The organism is Streptomyces sp. NPDC003035, from assembly GCF_042888285.1.
In the GTDB taxonomy this organism is placed as follows: domain Bacteria; phylum Actinomycetota; class Actinomycetes; order Streptomycetales; family Streptomycetaceae; genus Streptomyces.
The window spans coordinates 392,150-408,912 of the sequence record NZ_JBIAPJ010000002.1 but is presented as its reverse complement, the minus strand read 5'-3'; the positions used below and the strand labels follow the sequence as shown (position 1 = coordinate 408,912).

Genomic DNA, 16,763 nt, shown 5'->3' with positions numbered 1-16,763 from the left:
CAATAAACGCACTGTATCGCGCCGGGAGTCGAATTGTCAACCGAGGAATTTCGGAACGAGCAGCAATTCATCACAGAGCTCTACGCACGACTCGACGACCTCAGGGACCGCGCCGAGGCCGCCGTCGGCAGCGCCCTCAAGGCGCCGTGGGTCGGCAACCAGGGCCGTCTCGAGCGGGATGTGATGGTGGCCGAACAGTCCGGGCTGCTCGCCGCCTTCAACGCGGGGGAGACCGGACTCTGTTTCGGCCGGCTCGTCTTCCGGGACGGACGCGACCACCACATCGGCCGGATCGGCATCCGCGAGGACGACCCGAACCGCACCCCGCTCGTCGTCGACTGGCGCGCCGAGGCCGCCCGGCCCTTCTACCTCGCCACCGGGTACGAGCCGATGGGGCTCAGCCGCCGCCGGCACATCACCACCCACGGCCGTGAGGTGACCGCGCTCCACGACGAGGTGCTCGACCTCGCCGACGAGACCCGCACCGGGCACGAGAACCGGGACGCCGACGAGGTGCTGCTCGCCGCGCTCGACGCCGCCCGCACCGGCCGGATGCACGACATCGTGCAGACCATCCAGGCCGAGCAGGACCGCATCATCCGCTCCCCACACCGGGGCGTCCTCGTCGTCGAGGGCGGCCCCGGCACCGGCAAGACCGCCGTGGCGCTGCATCGGGCCGCGTACCTCCTCTACGCCCACCGCGAGCAGCTCGCCCGGCGCGCCGTCCTCATCGTCGGCCCCAACCCCGCCTTCCTCGGCTACATCGGCAACGTCCTGCCCTCCCTCGGCGAGACCGGCGTCCTCCTCGCCACCCCCGGCGAACTCTTCCCCGGCGTCCGCGCCACCGGTACGGACACCCCGCGCGCCGCCGCGGTCAAGGGCGCAGCCGCCATGGCCGAGGCGCTCGCCCAGGCGGTACGGGACCGGCAGCAGGTCCCCGAGCGCGGGACGCCGCTGATCGTGCCGCACGAGGACGGCGATCTGGTCATCGACTGGGACATGGCTCTCGAAGCCCGCCACAAGGCCCGCGAGACGCACCTGCCGCACAACCTCGCCCGCCCCTACTTCGTCTTCAACCTCCTCGACGCGCTCGCCGAACAGCTCGCCGACCGCATCGGCGCCGACCCGTACGGCGGCCCCAACTTCCTCGGCCCCGACGACATCGCCCTGCTCGCCAAGGGCATCGCCGCCAACCCCGACGTCCACACCGCCATCGACACCCTCTGGCAGCCGCTGACCCCCGAGTCCTTCCTCACCGGCTACCTCGCCGAGCCCAGCCATCTCCCCGACGAGGACGCGGACGCGATCCGGCGCGACGGCGGACCCTGGACCCCCGCCGACGTCCCCCTGCTCGACGAGGCGGCCGAACTCCTCGGCGAGGACGACTCGGCCGCCAGGGCCGCCGAGGAGGCCGAGCGGCAGAAGCAGATCCAGTACGCGCAGGGCGTCCTCGACGTCTCCTACGCCTCGCGCACCTACGAGTTCGAGGACAAGGAGGAGCAGGACAAGGACGCCTCCGAGGTGCTCTCCGCGCACGACATCATCGACGCCGAGCGCTTCGCCGAACGCCACGAGGAGGCCGACCACCGCAGCGCCGCGGAACGCGCCGCCGCGGACCGCACCTGGGCCTTCGGCCACATCATCGTCGACGAGGCGCAGGAGCTGTCCGCGATGACCTGGCGGCTGCTGATGCGCCGCAGCCCGACCCGCTCGATGACCCTGGTCGGCGACCCGGCGCAGACCGGCGACGCGGCGGGCGTCGGCTCATGGGAGAAGATCCTCCAGCCCTACGTGGAGGACCGCTGGGACCTCGTACGGCTCGGGGTCAACTACCGCACCCCTGCCGAGATCATGGCGGTCGCGGCCGACGTCCGGCGCGAGGCCGACCCGGGGTTCGAGCCGCCGCGCTCGGTCCGCTCCACCGGTGTCGAGCCCTGGGAGCGGACCGTCGAGGACCCGGTGAAGGAGACCGCCGACGCGGTCGCCGCCGAACTGCGGCCCGAGGGCCGGCTCGCCGTCATCGCCCCGCCGGCCCTGCACCCGGGTCTCACGGCCGCGCTGCCGGATGCCGCGTACGGCCCGGCGCCCGACCTGACCCGCCCGGTGGTCCTCCTCGACCCCCGCCAGGCCAAGGGCCTGGAGTTCGACAGCGTCCTCGTCGTCGACCCGGACGGCATCCGGGCCGGCGCCACGCACGGCATCAACGACCTGTACGTGGCGCTGACCCGGGCCACTCAGCGGCTGGGGATCATCAAGCGGGCCGTCAGGCGGGCCTGAGCCACACCGTCGCCAGCGGCGGCAGCGTCATCCGGACGCTCGACGAACGCCCGTGGTACGGCACCGACTCGGTCTTCACCGGGTCGGTGTTCACCACGCCGCTGCCCCCGTACCGGGCCCCGTCCGTGTTCAGGACCTCCGCCCAGGCCGCGACCGAGTCCGGGACGCCGAGGCGGTAGTCGTGCCGGACCACCGGGGAGAAGTTGCAGACCGCCAGCAGCGGCGCACCCTCGGCGTCGTGGCGCAGGAACGCGAAGACGTTGTCCTCGGCCGCGTCCCCCACCACCCACTGGAAGCCCTCGGGAGAGGTGTCCCGCTCCCACAGCGCCGGCGTCGCCCCGTACACGGTGTTGAGGTCGCGCACCAGGTCCTGTACGCCCCGGTGGTCACCGGCCGAGTGGTACGTCTCGTCCATCAGCCACCACTCGGGACCGTGCTCGGCGGACCACTCCGCTCCCTGGGCGAACTCCTGGCCCATGAAGAGGAGTTGCTTGCCCGGATGGGCCCACATGAAGCCCAGGTAGGCGCGGTGGTTGGCGCGCCGCTGCCACCAGTCGCCGGGCATCTTCGACACCAGCGCCTGCTTGCCGTGCACGACCTCGTCGTGGGAGATCGGCAGGATGTAGTTCTCGCTGTACGCGTACACCATCGAGAAGGTCATCTCGTTGTGGTGGTACTTCCGGTGCACCGGCTCCTTGGACACGTAGCCGAGCGAGTCGTGCATCCAGCCCATGTTCCACTTCATGCCGAAGCCCAGACCGCCGAAGCCACCGGGCCCGACCTGGTCCGTCGCCCGGGTGACCCCGTCCCAGGCCGTCGACTCCTCGGCGAAGGTGATGACCCCGGGGCAGCGGCGGTACACCGTCGCGTTCATCTCCTGGAGGAAGGCCACCGCGTCCAGGTTCTCCCGCCCGCCGAACTCGTTCGGCAGCCATTCGCCGTTCTCGCGCGAGTAGTCGAGGTAGAGCATCGAGGCGACCGCGTCGACCCGCAGCCCGTCGAGGTGGAACTCCTCGCACCAGTACACCGCGTTGGCAACCAGGAAGTTCCGCACCTCCTTGCGGCCGTAGTCGAACTCCAGCGTGCCCCAGTCCGGATGCGCGGACCGGCGCGGGTCCTCGTGCTCGTAGAGCGGCCGGCCGTCGAACTCAGCGAGCGCCCAGTCGTCGCGCGGGAAGTGCGCGGGGACCCAGTCCATCAGGACGCCGATCCCGGCCCGGTGCAGGGCGTCGACCAGGTACTTGAAGTCGTCGGGCGTACCCATCCGGGAGGTCGGCGCGTAGAACCCGGTGACCTGGTAGCCCCAGGAGCCGCTGAAGGGGTGCTCCGCCACGGCCATGAACTCCACGTGTGTGAAGCCCAGGTCGCTGACGTACGCGGGCAGCTGCTCGGCGAGCTGCCGGTAGGTCAGCCCCGGCCGCCACGACGGCAGGTGCACCTCGTAGACGGAGAGCGGGGCCTCGTGATGCGGGCGGGCACCCCGGCTCGCCATCCACGCCGCGTCGTCCCAGGCGTGGGACGAGTCGGTGACGATCGAGGCGGTGTTCGGCGGGCACTCGGTGCGGCGCGCCATCGGGTCGGCACGCAGCGTGTGGGAGCCGTCGGGGCGGGTGATGTCGAACTTGTAGACCGCGCCCTCGCCGATGCCGGGCACGAACAGCTCCCACACGCCGGTCGCGCCGAGCGAGCGCATCGGCAGGGCGGTGCCGTCCCAGTGGGTGAAGTCGCCCGTGACCCGGACGCCCCGGGCGTTGGGCGCCCAGACCGTGAAGCGGGTGCCGGTCACGCCCTGGTGGGTGATGATCCGCGCGCCGAGCGCCTTCCACAGCTCCTCGTGGCGGCCCTCCCCGATGAGGTGGAGGTCCAGCTCGCCGAGGGAGGGCAGGAAGCGGTACGGATCGTGGAGGGCGAGCTCGTCGCCGTCGTAGCGGACGCGCAGCTCGTACTCGGGGATCTTGCGCAGCAGCGGCAGGAACCCGGAGAAGAAGCCGTCCCCGTCGTCCCGCAGCGGGGTGCGCTTCCCTTTGGCGAGGACGGTGACCTCACGGGCGTACGGGCGCAGGACCCGGATCACGATCCCGCCGCGCACGGGGTGGGCGCCGAGCAGGGAGTGCGGGTCGTGGTGCTCCCCGGCGAGCAGCCGCGCCCGGTCGCCCGCGTCCAGCGGCGGCACCTTCCGTACAGGCTCCTTCCGTACGGGCTCCTTCCGTACGGGCTCCTGAGCCGCCCGGGGCGCGGGGGGCGCGGGGGTCTTCGCCGGGGGGACTGCCGTCTTGCGGGCGGATCGGGCGGATCGGGCGGTCACGGGGATGCCTCCTGCAAGGGGGTCGGAAGGATGAGATGGGGAAGATGCGCCGGTCCCCACGCAACCGCAACGGGCGCCGGACCGCACAGGACACTCGGCCGAACGGGCCCCTCGGGGGTGGTGGCGCTCACCCGAACGTGCTGGGCGGTCACCCGAACGTGCTCGGCGGTCACTCGGAACCCGCCAGACGCTCGATCGCCGCCATCGGGACCGGAAGCCAGTCCGGGCGGTGCCGGGCCTCGTAGACGACCTCGTACACCGCTTTGTCCGTCTCGTAGGCGCGCAGCAGCGCGGGATCCGCGCGGGGGTCCGCGCCCGAGACCTCGGCGTAGCCCGAGCAGTAGGCCGCGCGGCAGCGGGCCGCCCACTCGGCGTTCCACGGACGGTGCGTGCGGGCCGCGTAGTCGAAGGAGCGGAGCATGCCCGCGACGTCGCGGACCGCCGGCTGCGGGCGGCACCGCTCGGCGAGCGGCTTCGCGGGCTCGCCCTCGAAGTCGATCACCGCCCAGCCGTCGTCCTCCGCCCAGCCGTCGTCCTCCGCCGCCCGCAGGGTCTGGCCCAGGTGCAGATCGCCGTGGATCCGCTGGAGCAGACCCGAGCCGACCGCGTCGCCCACCGCCGCGAAGACGGCGCGCAGCCCGGGGACGTACGGCAGCAGCGCGGGCACGGCCTGCGCCGCCGCGTGCAGCCGCTGGTCCATCTCCCCGGCCAGATGCTCCGTCTGCGGCCGGTGGAGCCGCTCGGTCGGCAGCGCGGTCGCGAGGGCGAGGTGCACCTCCGCCGTGGCGCGGCCCAGCGCGTGCGCCTCACTGGTGAACTCCCGGCCCCCGGCCAGCGCGTCGAGGGCGAGCCGCCAGCCGTCCCGCGAGTCCCGCAGATACGGCTGGAGGACGCCGAGCGTGCTGGCGCCGGACTCGAACCAGGCCACCGGGGCCGGCACGCGCGTGCAGCCGGCCCGGGTGAGCGCGAGCGGCAGCTCCAGGTCCGGATTGGCCCCGGGGCTGACCCGCCGGAAGATCTTCAGGATGTACGTATCGCCGTACACCAGCGAGGAGTTGGACTGCTCGGCGTCGAGCACGCGCGGCGCGAGCGCGGGCGGCAGGTCGGCCGCGCCATGAAAGCTGAGCGGGCCGATCCGGCCCGGTGTGCGCAGCCGCTCGTAGAGCAGCCCGGCGAGCCGCGGATCGCGCAGCCCTTCGTAGACCGCCCGGCCGGCCAGCGGCCCCTGCCGGATCCGCCCGATCAGAGCGGGGGCGAGGCGCGGCGGCAGCTGACTCCGTACGCCCAGGAGCAGTTGGTAACAGTCGGCGGGCGCCCCGGCCGGGCGGCCCGGCTGTTCGACCCGTACGAGCAGGTGCAGCAGCCCGGGTCCCGCGCCGTCCAGCGGCAGCAGCTCGGTGGCCGCTTCCAGCGTGAATCCGGTGACCCGGCGCCCCTTGCCCGCGAACCAGCGCTGCCGGGGCAGCCATTCATGGAGCAGGGGAGCGAGTGACGGGAGGAGGGCGGCCGGGGCCCGGGTGGTGGATGCGGTCTCCGGCATGGCATCGCGTCCTTTCCCCGGGGGGCGCAGATTCGAGTTCGCGTGAATCGAGTTCAAATGCGCAGAGTGTCCCGGATGGCAGCATCGACTGTCCGGAAGTGCGGGACGTGTCGGGAGGGGAAGATCCGTATGGGCCCGACAAGAAGGCCCGTATGGACCTGAATCGACCGTGTGTGGGTCACAGTGCCCAGGGTGGCGCGGGGGAAACCCGCTCCACCCCGGGCAGTTGGCCCGACTTCCCTCAGCTCGTGGCCGACCGGGCCTTCTTCAGACGGAACCAGTAGAAGCCGTGACCCGCCAGCGTCAGCAGATACGGCCACTGTCCGATCGCCGGGAACCGCACCTGGCCGATCAGCTCCACCGGACTCATCCCGTCGAACTGCCGCAGGTCCAGCTCCGTCGGCTGGGCGAAGCGCGAGAAGTTGTTCACGCAGAGCACCAGATCGGCGTCGAAACCCTCTTCGGGGGCGGACTCCCGGAGGAAGGCGAGCACCGCCGGATTGGACGAGGGCAGTTCCGTGTACGAGCCGAGCCCGAAGGCGCGGTTCTGCTTCCGGATCTCGATCATCCGCTTCGTCCAGTGGAGCAGCGAGGACGGCGAGGCCATGCCCGACTCGACATTGGTGACCTGGTAGCCGTGGACCGGATCCATGATGGCCGGCAGGGTCAGCCGGCCCGGGTCGCAGGACGAGAAGCCCGCGTTCCGGTCCGGCGTCCACTGCATCGGGGTCCGCACCCCGTCCCGGTCGCCCAGCCAGATGTTGTCGCCCATCCCGATCTCGTCGCCGTAGTACAGCACCGGCGAACCCGGCAGCGAGAAGAGCAGCGCGGTGAACAGCTCCATCTGCTTGCGGTCGTTGTCGAGGAGCGGGGCGAGCCGCCGCCGGATGCCGATGTTGGCCCGCATCCGGGGATCCTTGGCGTACTCCGCGTACATGTAGTCGCGCTCTTCGTCCGTGACCATCTCGAGCGTCAGCTCGTCGTGGTTGCGCAGGAAGATGCCCCACTGGCAGCGGGACGGGATCGCCGGGGTCTTGGCCAGGATCTCGGAGACCGGGGTGCGCGACTCCCGCCGTACCGCCATGAAGATCCGGGGCATCACCGGGAAGTGGAACGCCATGTGGCACTCGTCGCCGCCCGAGGTGAAGTCGCCGAAGTAGTCGACCACGTCCTCCGGCCACTGGTTCGCCTCGGCGAGCAGCACCGTGTCCGGGTAGTGGTCGTCGATCTCCTTGCGGACCCGCTTGAGGAAGGCGTGGGTGGCCGGGAGGTTCTCGCAGTTGGTCCCCTCCTGCTGGTACAGGTACGGCACCGCGTCCAGCCGGAAGCCGTCGATGCCGAGGTCCAGCCAGAACTTCAGGGCCGAGAGGATCTCCTCCTGCACCGCCGGGTTCTCGTAGTTGAGATCGGGCTGGTGCGAGAAGAACCGGTGCCAGTAGTACTGCTTGCGCACCGGGTCGAAGGTCCAGTTCGACGTCTCGGTGTCGACGAAGATGATCCGGGCGTCCTGGAACTGCTTGTCGTCGTCGGCCCAGACGTAGTAGTCCCCGTACGGCCCGTCCGGATCGGTGCGCGACTCCTGGAACCACGGGTGCTGGTCGCTCGTGTGGTTCATGACGAAGTCGATGATCACGCGCATGCCGCGCTGGTGCGCCGCGTCCACGAACTCCACGAAGTCCGCGAGGTCGCCGAACTCCGGGAGGACGGAGGTGTAGTCGGCGACGTCGTAGCCTCCGTCCCGCAGCGGCGACTTGAAGAACGGCGGCAGCCACAGGCAGTCCACGCCCAGCCACTGCAGATAGTCCAGTCTGCTGGTGATGCCCTTGAGGTCGCCTACGCCGTCGCCGTTGCTGTCCTGGAAGGACCTGACGAGCACTTCGTAGAAGACGGCCCTCTTGAACCAGTCCGGGTCACGGTCCTTTGCGGGCGTGTCCTCGAAGGTGTCGGGGACGGGTTCGTTGACAGTCATGAGGTGGGTGACCCTCCGATCGACGGGGACGGTCGCAGAGCGAGGACGTGCGCGGGCCTGACGCCCGGCTCGAGGCGCACATAGTTGGCTCTGCCCCAGTGATAGGTCTCGCCGGTGAGCTCGTCGCGCACCGGTACGGTCTCGTGCCAGTCGAGGCCGAGTTCCGGCATGTTCAACGAGACCGTGGCCTCCTGGGTGTGGTGAGGGTCGAGGTTGGCGACCACCAGAACGGTGTTCGAACCCGACCGCTTGCTGTACGCGATCACCTGGTCGTTGTCGGTCGTGTGGAAGTGCAGGTTCCGCAGCCGGCGCAGGGCCGGGTGACGGCGCCTGATCCGGTTGAGCGTGGTGATCAGCGGGGCGATCGTGGCCCCCGACCGTTCCGCCGACTCCCAGTCGCGCGGCCGGAGTTGGTACTTCTCCGAGTCCAGGTACTCCTCGCTGCCGTCGCGCAGCGCGGTGCCCTCGCAGAGCTCGTAACCGGCGTACATGCCCCAGGACGGCGCCAGCGTGGCGGCCAGCACGGCCCGCACCTCGAAGGCGGGCCGGCCGCCCTTCTGGAGGTACGCGTGCAGGATGTCGGGGGTGTTCACGAAGAGGTTCGGCCGCATCTGCGCCGCCACCTCCCCGGACAGCTCCGTGAGGTACTCCGTCAGCTCGGCCTTCGTGTTGCGCCAGGTGAAGTACGTGTACGACTGCTGGAAGCCGATCGCGCCGAGGGTGCGCATCATCGCGGGCCGGGTGAACGCCTCCGCAAGGAAGATCACGTCCGGGTCCTTCCGGTTGATCTCCCCGATCACCCGCTCCCAGAAGACCACCGGCTTGGTGTGCGGGTTGTCGACGCGGAAGATCCGTACCCCGTGGTCCATCCAGTGCCGCAGGACCCGTACCGTCTCGGCGACGATCCCCTTCATGTCCTTGTCGAAGGCGATCGGATAGATGTCCTGGTATTTCTTCGGCGGGTTCTCGGCGTAGGCGATCGAGCCGTCGGGCCGGTGGTGGAACCACTCGGGGTGCTTCTCCACCCACGGGTGGTCCGGCGAGCACTGCAGCGCGAAGTCCAGCGCGATCTCCAGACGCAGCTCCCGGGCGCGCGCCACGAAGGCGTCGAAGTCCTCGATCGTCCCCAGGTCCGGGTGGACCGCGTCGTGCCCGCCCTCCGGCGAGCCGATCGCCCAGGGCACCCCGACATCGCTCGGGCTCGCCGAGAGCGCGTTGTTGGGGCCCTTGCGGTGGGTGGTGCCGATGGGGTGGATGGGCGGAAGGTAGACCACGTCGAAGCCCATCGCGGCGATCGCCGGCAGCCGCTCGGCGGCGGTCCGGAAGGTCCCCGGCCTGGTCTTGCCGCGGACCTTCTTCACGCCCTCGGAGCGGGGGAAGAACTCGTACCAGGAACCGAACAGCGCCCGCTCGCGCTCCACCTGGAGGGGCAACGCGGGCGAGGCGCTGACCAGTTCGCGCAGCGGGTACCGGTCCAGGGCCCCGGTCACCTGCGGGGCGAGCGCCGCCGCGAGGCGGGCCGCGGGGGATCGGGACTCGTCGCGCAGCGCGTCCGCGGCGGCCAGCACGGCCTCCCGGCCGCCGCCCTTCTTCGGGACGCCCTTCGCGGCGCGCTCGTGCAGCTCGGCGCCCTCGGCGAGGACGAGTTCGGAGTCGATCCCCGCCGGAATCTTGATCTTCGCGGCGTGCCGCCAGGTGGCGAGGGGGTCGCTCCACGCCTCGACCGTGTACGTCCACAGTCCCTCGGCGTCCGGCGTGACCTCGGCGCCCCACCGGTCGGTACCGGGGGCCAGCTCGCGCATCGGGGTCCAGGGGCCGGGTCGCCCTGACGGGCCACGCAGCACGACGTTGGCGGCGACGGCGTCGTGGCCCTCGCGGAAGACGGTGGCGGTCACCTCGAAGGTCTCACCGGCCACGGCCTTGGCGGGACGGCGGCCACAGTCGACCAATGGGCGGACGTCCAGTACGGGAATACGTCCCATGAGCGGATTCACAGCATCACCTGAGGGTTTGCGGGGGTGCGGGTGGTGGTGCGCTCTTTGTAGCTCCGTCGACGGCTGGCGGGTTGCGGGCATGGCCGCTCCTGTCCGCGTTCACTCGGATGGCGGGTCTACGGGGGTGTACCGGAGGAGCCTTCCACCCACTCAGGGTGGCCAATCCGGCGCTTTGTTAACTACTCGGACGTAGCCGCACGGACAAGCACACGGCACCCACAAGAAACCGGCCTCGTCCTTGTGGGACGAGACCGGTTCACGAACGGCCGTACGGTCAGGCCCGCTGCGTGGGCCTGACCGGGTTGGGCCGTTCGGCCCAAGGCGGGGGCCTTCGGGGAGAGGGGGCTCAGCCCTGTGCGGACGGCGACTGATCTTCCGTGCCCGTGCCCGTGCCGGTGTCTGTGGCAGTGGCGGTGTCCGGGTCCGTCTCCGCTTCCGTGCCCGTGTCCGCGTCGCCGGCCCAGACCTGCCACGGCTGACGCGTCACCCACTCCTCCACCGGCGCCGGGCGCACTCCGAGGACCTCCGCCGACACGCCGTCATCGGCCGCCAGGAGCAGCGGGTCCGAGCCCGTCGCCATGTAGTGGTAGATCCCGGCGACCCCGGCCGCCGTCTCCGGCCCGAGGAGCTGGGCCAGCCCGCGCTCGAAGACCGCCGGCGGCAGCTGCACGTACTGCACCGTCCGCCCGAGCCCTCGGCCGAACGCGGCGGCGAGCTCCGCCCCGGTCAGCGAGTGCGACCCGCCGATGTCGAAGGTGCGGCCGTCGAGACCCTCCACGGTCAGCGCGGCGAGCACCGCCTCGGCCAGGTCGCGGTGCGACAGCCAGGCCGTCGGCGCGGACGGGGGCAGCGGATAGGCGAGCACGCCCTCGCCGACCAGGGCCGGGCCGTTCCATGGCGAGAAGAGGTTGTCCAGATACACCGGCGGCCGTACGACGACCAGTGGCACGCCGCTGTCCCGCAGCACCTCCTCGGCGATCCGCCGGGTCTCGAAGGCGGCCACCGAGGTCGGCCCCTGCGGGATGCGGGTGTTGGCGTTGTGGACCAGGCGCACGACGCCGGCCTCCAGGGCCGCGAGCGCGATGTTGCGTGCGTAGAGACGTACCCGCTCCGGCTCGTACACCAGAGGCATCGTCACCACGGCATGGGTCGTGCCCTCGAAGAGCCGCCGGACGTCCGCCCGGCTCGCCAGGTCACCGGCGACGAAGGAGGCGCCGGGCAGCGGCGGCCGGTCGCCGGCCGGGCGGCGGGTGAGCGTGCGCACCCGGTGCTGCCGCTCGACGAGCAGACGCGCCACGGCGCCCCCCTGGAAACCGGTCGCTCCCACGACCGCGACTCTCATCGGAATCTGACTGGACATGTGTGGTTGAGGCCCTTCGATAGGCTGTGGCTACTGCTGCCTGACGGCACTCTCAGGCTGCGGCGGGGGCTTCGTTGGTTCAATTAACAAACCGGGGCGGAAGTTGAAGGATCGTCCATGGAAACCGTGGGAACCGACCGTGACGACCTGCTGAGCGAGCTGCTGCAACCGCTCCGCCTCACCGGCGTCTTCGACAGCCGCTGGCACGTCCGCGCGCCCTGGGCCATCGAGGGGGACGCCGAACAGAGCTGTGCCGTACTGCACTACATCGTCGAGGGCGGCTGCTGGATCACCGGCGACGGCCGAACGCCTCTGGAACTGCGCGCCGGTGACCTGATCGTCTTCCCCACCGGCACGGCCCACCGGCTGGCCGACCGGCCCGACCGCCAGGGCGTCCCGCTCAAGGCGGTGCTGCCCGAACGCAAGCCGGGCACCTCCGGCGAGATCGTCATCGACGGCAGCGGCCCGGAGAGCCGGCTGCTGTGCGCCGGACTCCACTACGACGCCAGCGCGGCCACGGGCCTCTACACCTCACTGCCGTGGGCGCTCGTCCTCGACGGCCCCCAGGTCGACCGCGAACCACTCCTCCGCGACACCCTGCGCCTCCTGGCCTCCCCCGACCGCCCCGTCGGCCCGGGGGACCGCCTCATCACGCTGCGCGCCTTCGAGATGGCCCTCGTCCTTGCCCTGCGCCCCCTCCTGCGCGAACTCGCCGACAACCCGACCTCCCTGCCGATGCTCCGCCACCCCGGCATCAGCCGCGCCCTGGTGGTGATCGCCACCCGCTTCGCGGAACCCTGGACGATCGACTCCCTGTCCCGCGAGGTCGGCATGTCCCGCTCGGCCTTCACGGCCGCTTTCCGGGACTTGGTCGGCGAGTCCCCGGCCCGCCACCTGACGAGCCGCCGCATGCAGGAGGCGGCCCGGCTGCTCGCCGAGACCTCGCTCCCCCAGTCGGCGGTCCCGGCACGGGTGGGCTACCAGAGCGCGGTCGGGTTCCACCTGGCGTTCCGCAAGTGGTTCGGGGTGACCCCGGGGGAGTACCGGGCGGGGGTGGACCACGCGGCGTGAGCCTCAAAGAACCGGCGGCAGCAATCTTTGCGTTCAGCGCCGCGCGGCTCCGCCCTCAGCACCCCACCCGTACACCTGTGGGCCACCATCGCGGTTCTTGGTAGAGGGTTCTCCTTTTCGCCGACAGGCTGTTATCTCCGTCACCCCGACTTGGGGTTATGTGTCGGATTTGCTCGTGGCAGTCGGTGCGAGATGTCTGGTCCGCGCCCGCACGCCTGGCTCATATGCACAGGTCAGATGCGTTGACAGGGCGTCATTGAGGCCATTGGATCGCTGCACAAGAAGGTCACAAAGTACTGATGATCTTCACTTCACATGCATGCGAGTCGCATGTCATGCCGGACCGTGCGTGTCTCGTGTCCGCTGCAGTTACGGGTGGGGGAATGAAAGTGAGACTGAGGCGCGCGAAGCGGGCCCAGGGAAGAGGGCGTGTACTCGCTCTGACGACGGCCTGGGTGGTCTTGACGAGCGTCGCATCGACGCTGACCGCTGGCTCTGCCATGGCGGATGACGCTCCTGCAGTTGCTCTGACGGAGTCGGAGCAGGCGTTGCAGGAAGCCGCCGCATCCGGTGATCGGGTGGAGGTGTTGGGGGAGCGGACCGAGCGCGAGACGGTGTTCGCGAACCCGGATGGCGCGACGTTCACGCTGGAGAAGTCGATCGTTCCGGTCCGGGTGGACACAGAGAACGGCTGGGCAAGGCCGGACGCGACATTGGTGCGGCGCGAGGACGGATCGATCGGTCCGAAGGCCGCCGTCGTAGACCTGTCGTTCTCCGGCGGCGGCGCGGGCGAAGGGCTGGTGACGATCGGGCAGGCCGGGCAGTCGGTATCCATGGGCTGGCCTGGCCGACTGCCTGAGCCCACGCTCGACGGTGAGCGCGCCGTCTACGAGAACGTCCTGCCGGACGTGAATCTGATCATGACTGCGACGGTCGAGGGCTTCCGGCAGGTGTTGGAGGTGGAGACCCCCGAGGCGGCGGCGCTGCCCGGGATGAAGTCCATCGAGTACGGCCTGAAAGCCGACGGGTTGCGACTGCGCGAGGGGGCGGTTGGCAGCGTGGAGGCGCTGGACGGCAACGGCCAGGTGGTCTTCCGCTCGCCGAGCGCTCAGATGTGGAACTCCGCCGGTGACGACGACGTCGCGCCGGTCCAGGCCGCCGGGGTGAACACGCAGAGCGCGGGCAGCAGAGCGCTCTCTGGTTCTCCCACCAGTGGCGCGTCCGCGCAGGAAGAGGCATCCGAGCCGGTGGCACCGCCGGAGGAGGGCGACCCGCTGGCCGGCCCTGGGGCCGGCGACGAGGCTGCGGTGATGGAAGTGGAGCTGGCGACGGACTCGTTGACGGTCGTGCCTGACAGCGACCTGATCGCCGCCACTGAGGCAGAGGACTTTCCGCTCTACATCGACCCGTCGGTGGAGCTGAACGAGTCGGAGCGTACGGTGCTGTCTTCGGACGGCGATGTCTTCTACAACTTCTCCGGCGGCGACAACGGCATGAGCGTCGGCAAGTGCGGCAGCGCAGTGATCAACGGCGTGTCGTACTACTGCGGCTCGGGCTACGTGAACCGCATGTACTTCGAGTTCACGCCCGAAAGACTCAAGGGCAAGCACGTCCTGGACGCCACCTTCGCGGTGACCGAGACCTGGTCGTTCTCCTGCAGCGGACGCTGGGTAGATCTTGAGCGCACCAACCCGATCTCCTCGTCCTCCAAGTGGCCGGGCCCGGCGATCCTGGACCAGCTGGGCGACCGCTATGTCTCAGCCGGCCGGGGAACGGCATGCTCCCCCTCCCAACCGCGCGCGGTGATCGAGTTCAACGACAACCCGCAGGAGACCGACGAGAACCTGACATCCACCGTCCGGTCGTTCGCCGAAGGCAAGCTGAGCCTGCTGACGCTGATGCTGATGGCGAAGGACGAGACGGACACGGTCGCCTGGAAGCGGTTCGATGACGACGCGGTGATCAGGGTGACGTACGTGAGCAAGCCGGCGACGCCGGCCGAGCACGGCTTCCCCTCGGGCTCCACGCAGATCTGCAGCAAGTCCGAGTCTGCTCCGACCACGGTTTCCGATCCCACGCCGATCCTCGTGGCAACGCCTCGCACTGTGTCCGGTGGGGAGAGCGGCGCGATGCTGCGGCTGTATTTCGACGTGGATGGGAAGAACCCGGACGGCACGTGGTTCGATGCGCCGCAGCCGACGACGGGTTCCCTTGCCCCGACCACGGGCCACCTGTCCTACAGCACGACGGTGAAGGACTTCCCGAACCAGGCTAAGGAATGGAATGTAGCTCTCAAGGAGGGCACTCTCTACCGCTTCACCGTTAACACGCAGTCATACCCCAACACCTCCTACACGGCTCCATTGAGCAGCGGCGGTGCCTCCTGGTGCTACTTCAAGGTGGATCCCGAGGCGCCCAAGCCTCCCGTGGTGAAGTTCAACTCGGTGTACTCCGAGTGCGTCTCGGGTGCGTGTGTGCCGGGCGGCGGCCCGGGCCAGGCGGGTTCGCTCACCTTCAGTCCCGTTGCTGGCGACGTGAACACCCATTACCAGTACAAGCTCTCCACGGACGTGACGTGGAGCGGCTGGAAGGCCGCGACCTCCGGGTCGTACACCGCCAGCATCACCCCTCCGGTGTCCGGCAGCTTCATCCTGAACGTTCAGGCCAAGGACTCTCTCGGGCGTTTCGGCGAGTCGGCGGTGAAGTTCCTGGTCAAAGAGGGAGAGGGGCCGGTCGGCCGTTGGGACTTCAACGAGGCGTCCGGCGAAGCGGTGGACCGCTCTCCCACCAACACTGCGCTGCAGAACAATCTGACTCTCACCGCTGCCGGCGCGACCCGGACCGAGCACGGCCGTCGCGGCGAACTGACCGCGGCGGATGGAACCAAGTCACAGGACAAGGCGCTGGCGCTGACCAACACCAGTCAGGGCGCGGCATCGACCACCAAGCAGGTCGTTGAGACCCACGCCTCATACACGCTGACGGCCTGGGCACGGCTCGACGCCGCCGGTTCGGCCTACGCCACCGTCCTCGGGCAGGACAGCGGCAACAGCAGTGCCTTCTACCTGAGCTATTGCCCGGACGTTCGGACCTGGTGCGTCCGGCTGCCCGACAACGCTGAGACCCAGCGTGTCAACGCGCTGAAGCCGCCACAGCCCAAAGCCTGGACTCACCTCGGCGTGGTGGTGGACACCACGCCGACGACCAAGAAGATCTCCTTCTACGTCAATGGGGTTCCGCAGGGAAGCGACGACTTCACCACAGGCATATGGGCGTCGACCGGCGGACTGCAGGTCGGACGCGCCAAGTACGCAGGCTCCTACGTGGACTACTTCCCCGGACAGATCGACGAGCTGGCCATGTGGCAGCGTCCGCTGTCGCCCGAGGAGCTGGCGGTCGAGGCCGGGGCGAAGGACGCGCAGCACTGGGGCTACGTCGAGTTGGTCGCCCAGTACAACCCGGCGGGCGGCTCCGGTTCCTCCCTGCCTGACGGCAGCGGCTACGGCAACACCCTGACCATAGCCTCGGGCGCCTCGCTGAACGGCGAGGACATCGTCCTGGACGGTGTGGACGACTCCGCCTCGACGGCCCGTCCCCCGCTGGACGACACCGGCTCCTTCTCCGTGTCAACGGCGGTGGCCGTGGACACGATGAAGCTCGAGACCATGGCGAACGGGGCCCGAGTGCAGGTCCTGGGCCAGCAGACCGGGACGGGATCCTCGTGGGGCATCTGGTTCGAGAAGACCGGAATGCAGGACGCCGAAGTCGACGCCGGAGATGATCCGGTGATCGACGAGGAGACCGGCAATGTGATCGTCAAGCAGGTTCCGGTCGGACGCTGGCACTTCGGTCGCCTGACGTCCAACGGAACGGGTATCTCGGTGCACAGCGAGGAGCTCCTCACCCCCTCCGACGAAATCCGGCTGACCGGAGTGTTCGACTCCACCTCGCAGACGGTCCGACTCTACGTCGGCGGTGCCCAGCAGGGCGTGCCGCTGGCCTACCAGTCCACGGTCGGATCAGGCTTCACCGTCGGAAAGGGCTGGACCGGCAGTGCCTGGGGCAACTACCTGCCCGGTCGGATCAGCGACATCCGCCTCTGGGCCGGCGCTCTGACCAATGAGCAGCAGGTGGCAGCCGTCGTCGGGCCCTGAACCGGCGGAGACCCCCTCGCACGAACCTCATCGGCGGGGCGGGGCGCGATCGAGCGCCCCGCCCCGTCCACAGCTGGCCGCTTGGCCCCCTGT

Annotated in this window: 8 protein-coding genes; 3 read left to right on the top strand and 5 right to left on the bottom strand. The window is 70.0% G+C overall.

Annotation, left to right across the window (positions count from 1 at the left end; all coding sequences use genetic code 11):
• The first annotated feature begins 33 nt into the window (after positions 1-33).
• Positions 34-2,277, top strand: coding sequence for a HelD family protein (locus ACFYV5_RS07975; RefSeq protein ID WP_389165724.1), 2,244 nt, complete (start codon positions 34-36; stop codon positions 2,275-2,277).
• On the opposite strand, the gene glgB is transcribed toward ACFYV5_RS07975, so the two are convergent.
• The 5 genes from glgB to ACFYV5_RS07950 form a co-directional block, all read right to left on the bottom strand.
• On the bottom strand, positions 2,264-4,582 hold the full coding sequence (glgB, locus tag ACFYV5_RS07970) for a 1,4-alpha-glucan branching enzyme (protein WP_389165721.1): 2,319 nt from the start codon (positions 4,580-4,582) through the stop codon (positions 2,264-2,266). The two genes, ACFYV5_RS07975 and glgB, sit on opposite strands and share 14 nt — an antisense overlap.
• Before the next feature lie 169 nt (positions 4,583-4,751).
• Positions 4,752-6,122, bottom strand: a complete 1,371-nt coding sequence (locus ACFYV5_RS07965; protein WP_389165719.1) for a maltokinase — start codon at positions 6,120-6,122, stop codon at positions 4,752-4,754.
• 241 nt (positions 6,123-6,363) lie between these two features.
• Positions 6,364-8,091 (bottom strand): maltose alpha-D-glucosyltransferase, encoded by a 1,728-nt coding sequence (treS, locus tag ACFYV5_RS07960; protein ID WP_389165716.1) that lies wholly within the window; start codon positions 8,089-8,091, stop codon positions 6,364-6,366.
• Entirely contained in the window at positions 8,088-10,073 is a 1,986-nt protein-coding gene (locus tag ACFYV5_RS07955; protein WP_389165713.1) for an alpha-1,4-glucan--maltose-1-phosphate maltosyltransferase, read from the bottom strand. The genes treS and ACFYV5_RS07955 overlap by 4 nt, the downstream gene beginning before the upstream one ends.
• A gap of 358 nt (positions 10,074-10,431) precedes the next feature.
• Complete coding sequence (locus ACFYV5_RS07950) at positions 10,432-11,445, bottom strand: SDR family oxidoreductase (protein ID WP_389165710.1); 1,014 nt, start codon at positions 11,443-11,445, stop codon at positions 10,432-10,434.
• Positions 11,446-11,562: 117 nt separating this feature from the next.
• Here ACFYV5_RS07950 and ACFYV5_RS07945 point away from each other — a divergent pair, with 117 nt between their 5' ends.
• Positions 11,563-12,516 carry an AraC family transcriptional regulator gene (locus tag ACFYV5_RS07945; RefSeq protein WP_389165707.1) on the top strand — a complete coding sequence of 318 codons (954 nt, stop codon included), beginning with the start codon at positions 11,563-11,565 and terminating at the stop codon, positions 12,514-12,516.
• Positions 12,517-12,971: 455 nt separating this feature from the next.
• Positions 12,972-16,670, top strand: a complete 3,699-nt coding sequence (locus ACFYV5_RS07940; protein ID WP_389165705.1) for a LamG-like jellyroll fold domain-containing protein — start codon at positions 12,972-12,974, stop codon at positions 16,668-16,670.
• The last annotated feature ends 93 nt before the right edge of the window (positions 16,671-16,763 follow it).

What these genes read in the sequence shown, in the direction of transcription:
- ACFYV5_RS07950 (WP_389165710.1), bottom strand. Translation starts at nt 11,445, where the DNA reads ATGTCCAGTCAGATTCCGATGAGAGTCGCGGTCGTGGGAGCGACCGGT.
- treS (WP_389165716.1), bottom strand. Translation starts at nt 8,091, where the DNA reads ATGACTGTCAACGAACCCGTCCCCGACACCTTCGAGGACACGCCCGCA.
- ACFYV5_RS07955 (WP_389165713.1), bottom strand. Translation starts at nt 10,073, where the DNA reads ATGGGACGTATTCCCGTACTGGACGTCCGCCCATTGGTCGACTGTGGC.
- ACFYV5_RS07965 (WP_389165719.1), bottom strand. Translation starts at nt 6,122, where the DNA reads ATGCCGGAGACCGCATCCACCACCCGGGCCCCGGCCGCCCTCCTCCCG.
- ACFYV5_RS07945 (WP_389165707.1), top strand. Translation starts at nt 11,563, where the DNA reads ATGGAAACCGTGGGAACCGACCGTGACGACCTGCTGAGCGAGCTGCTG.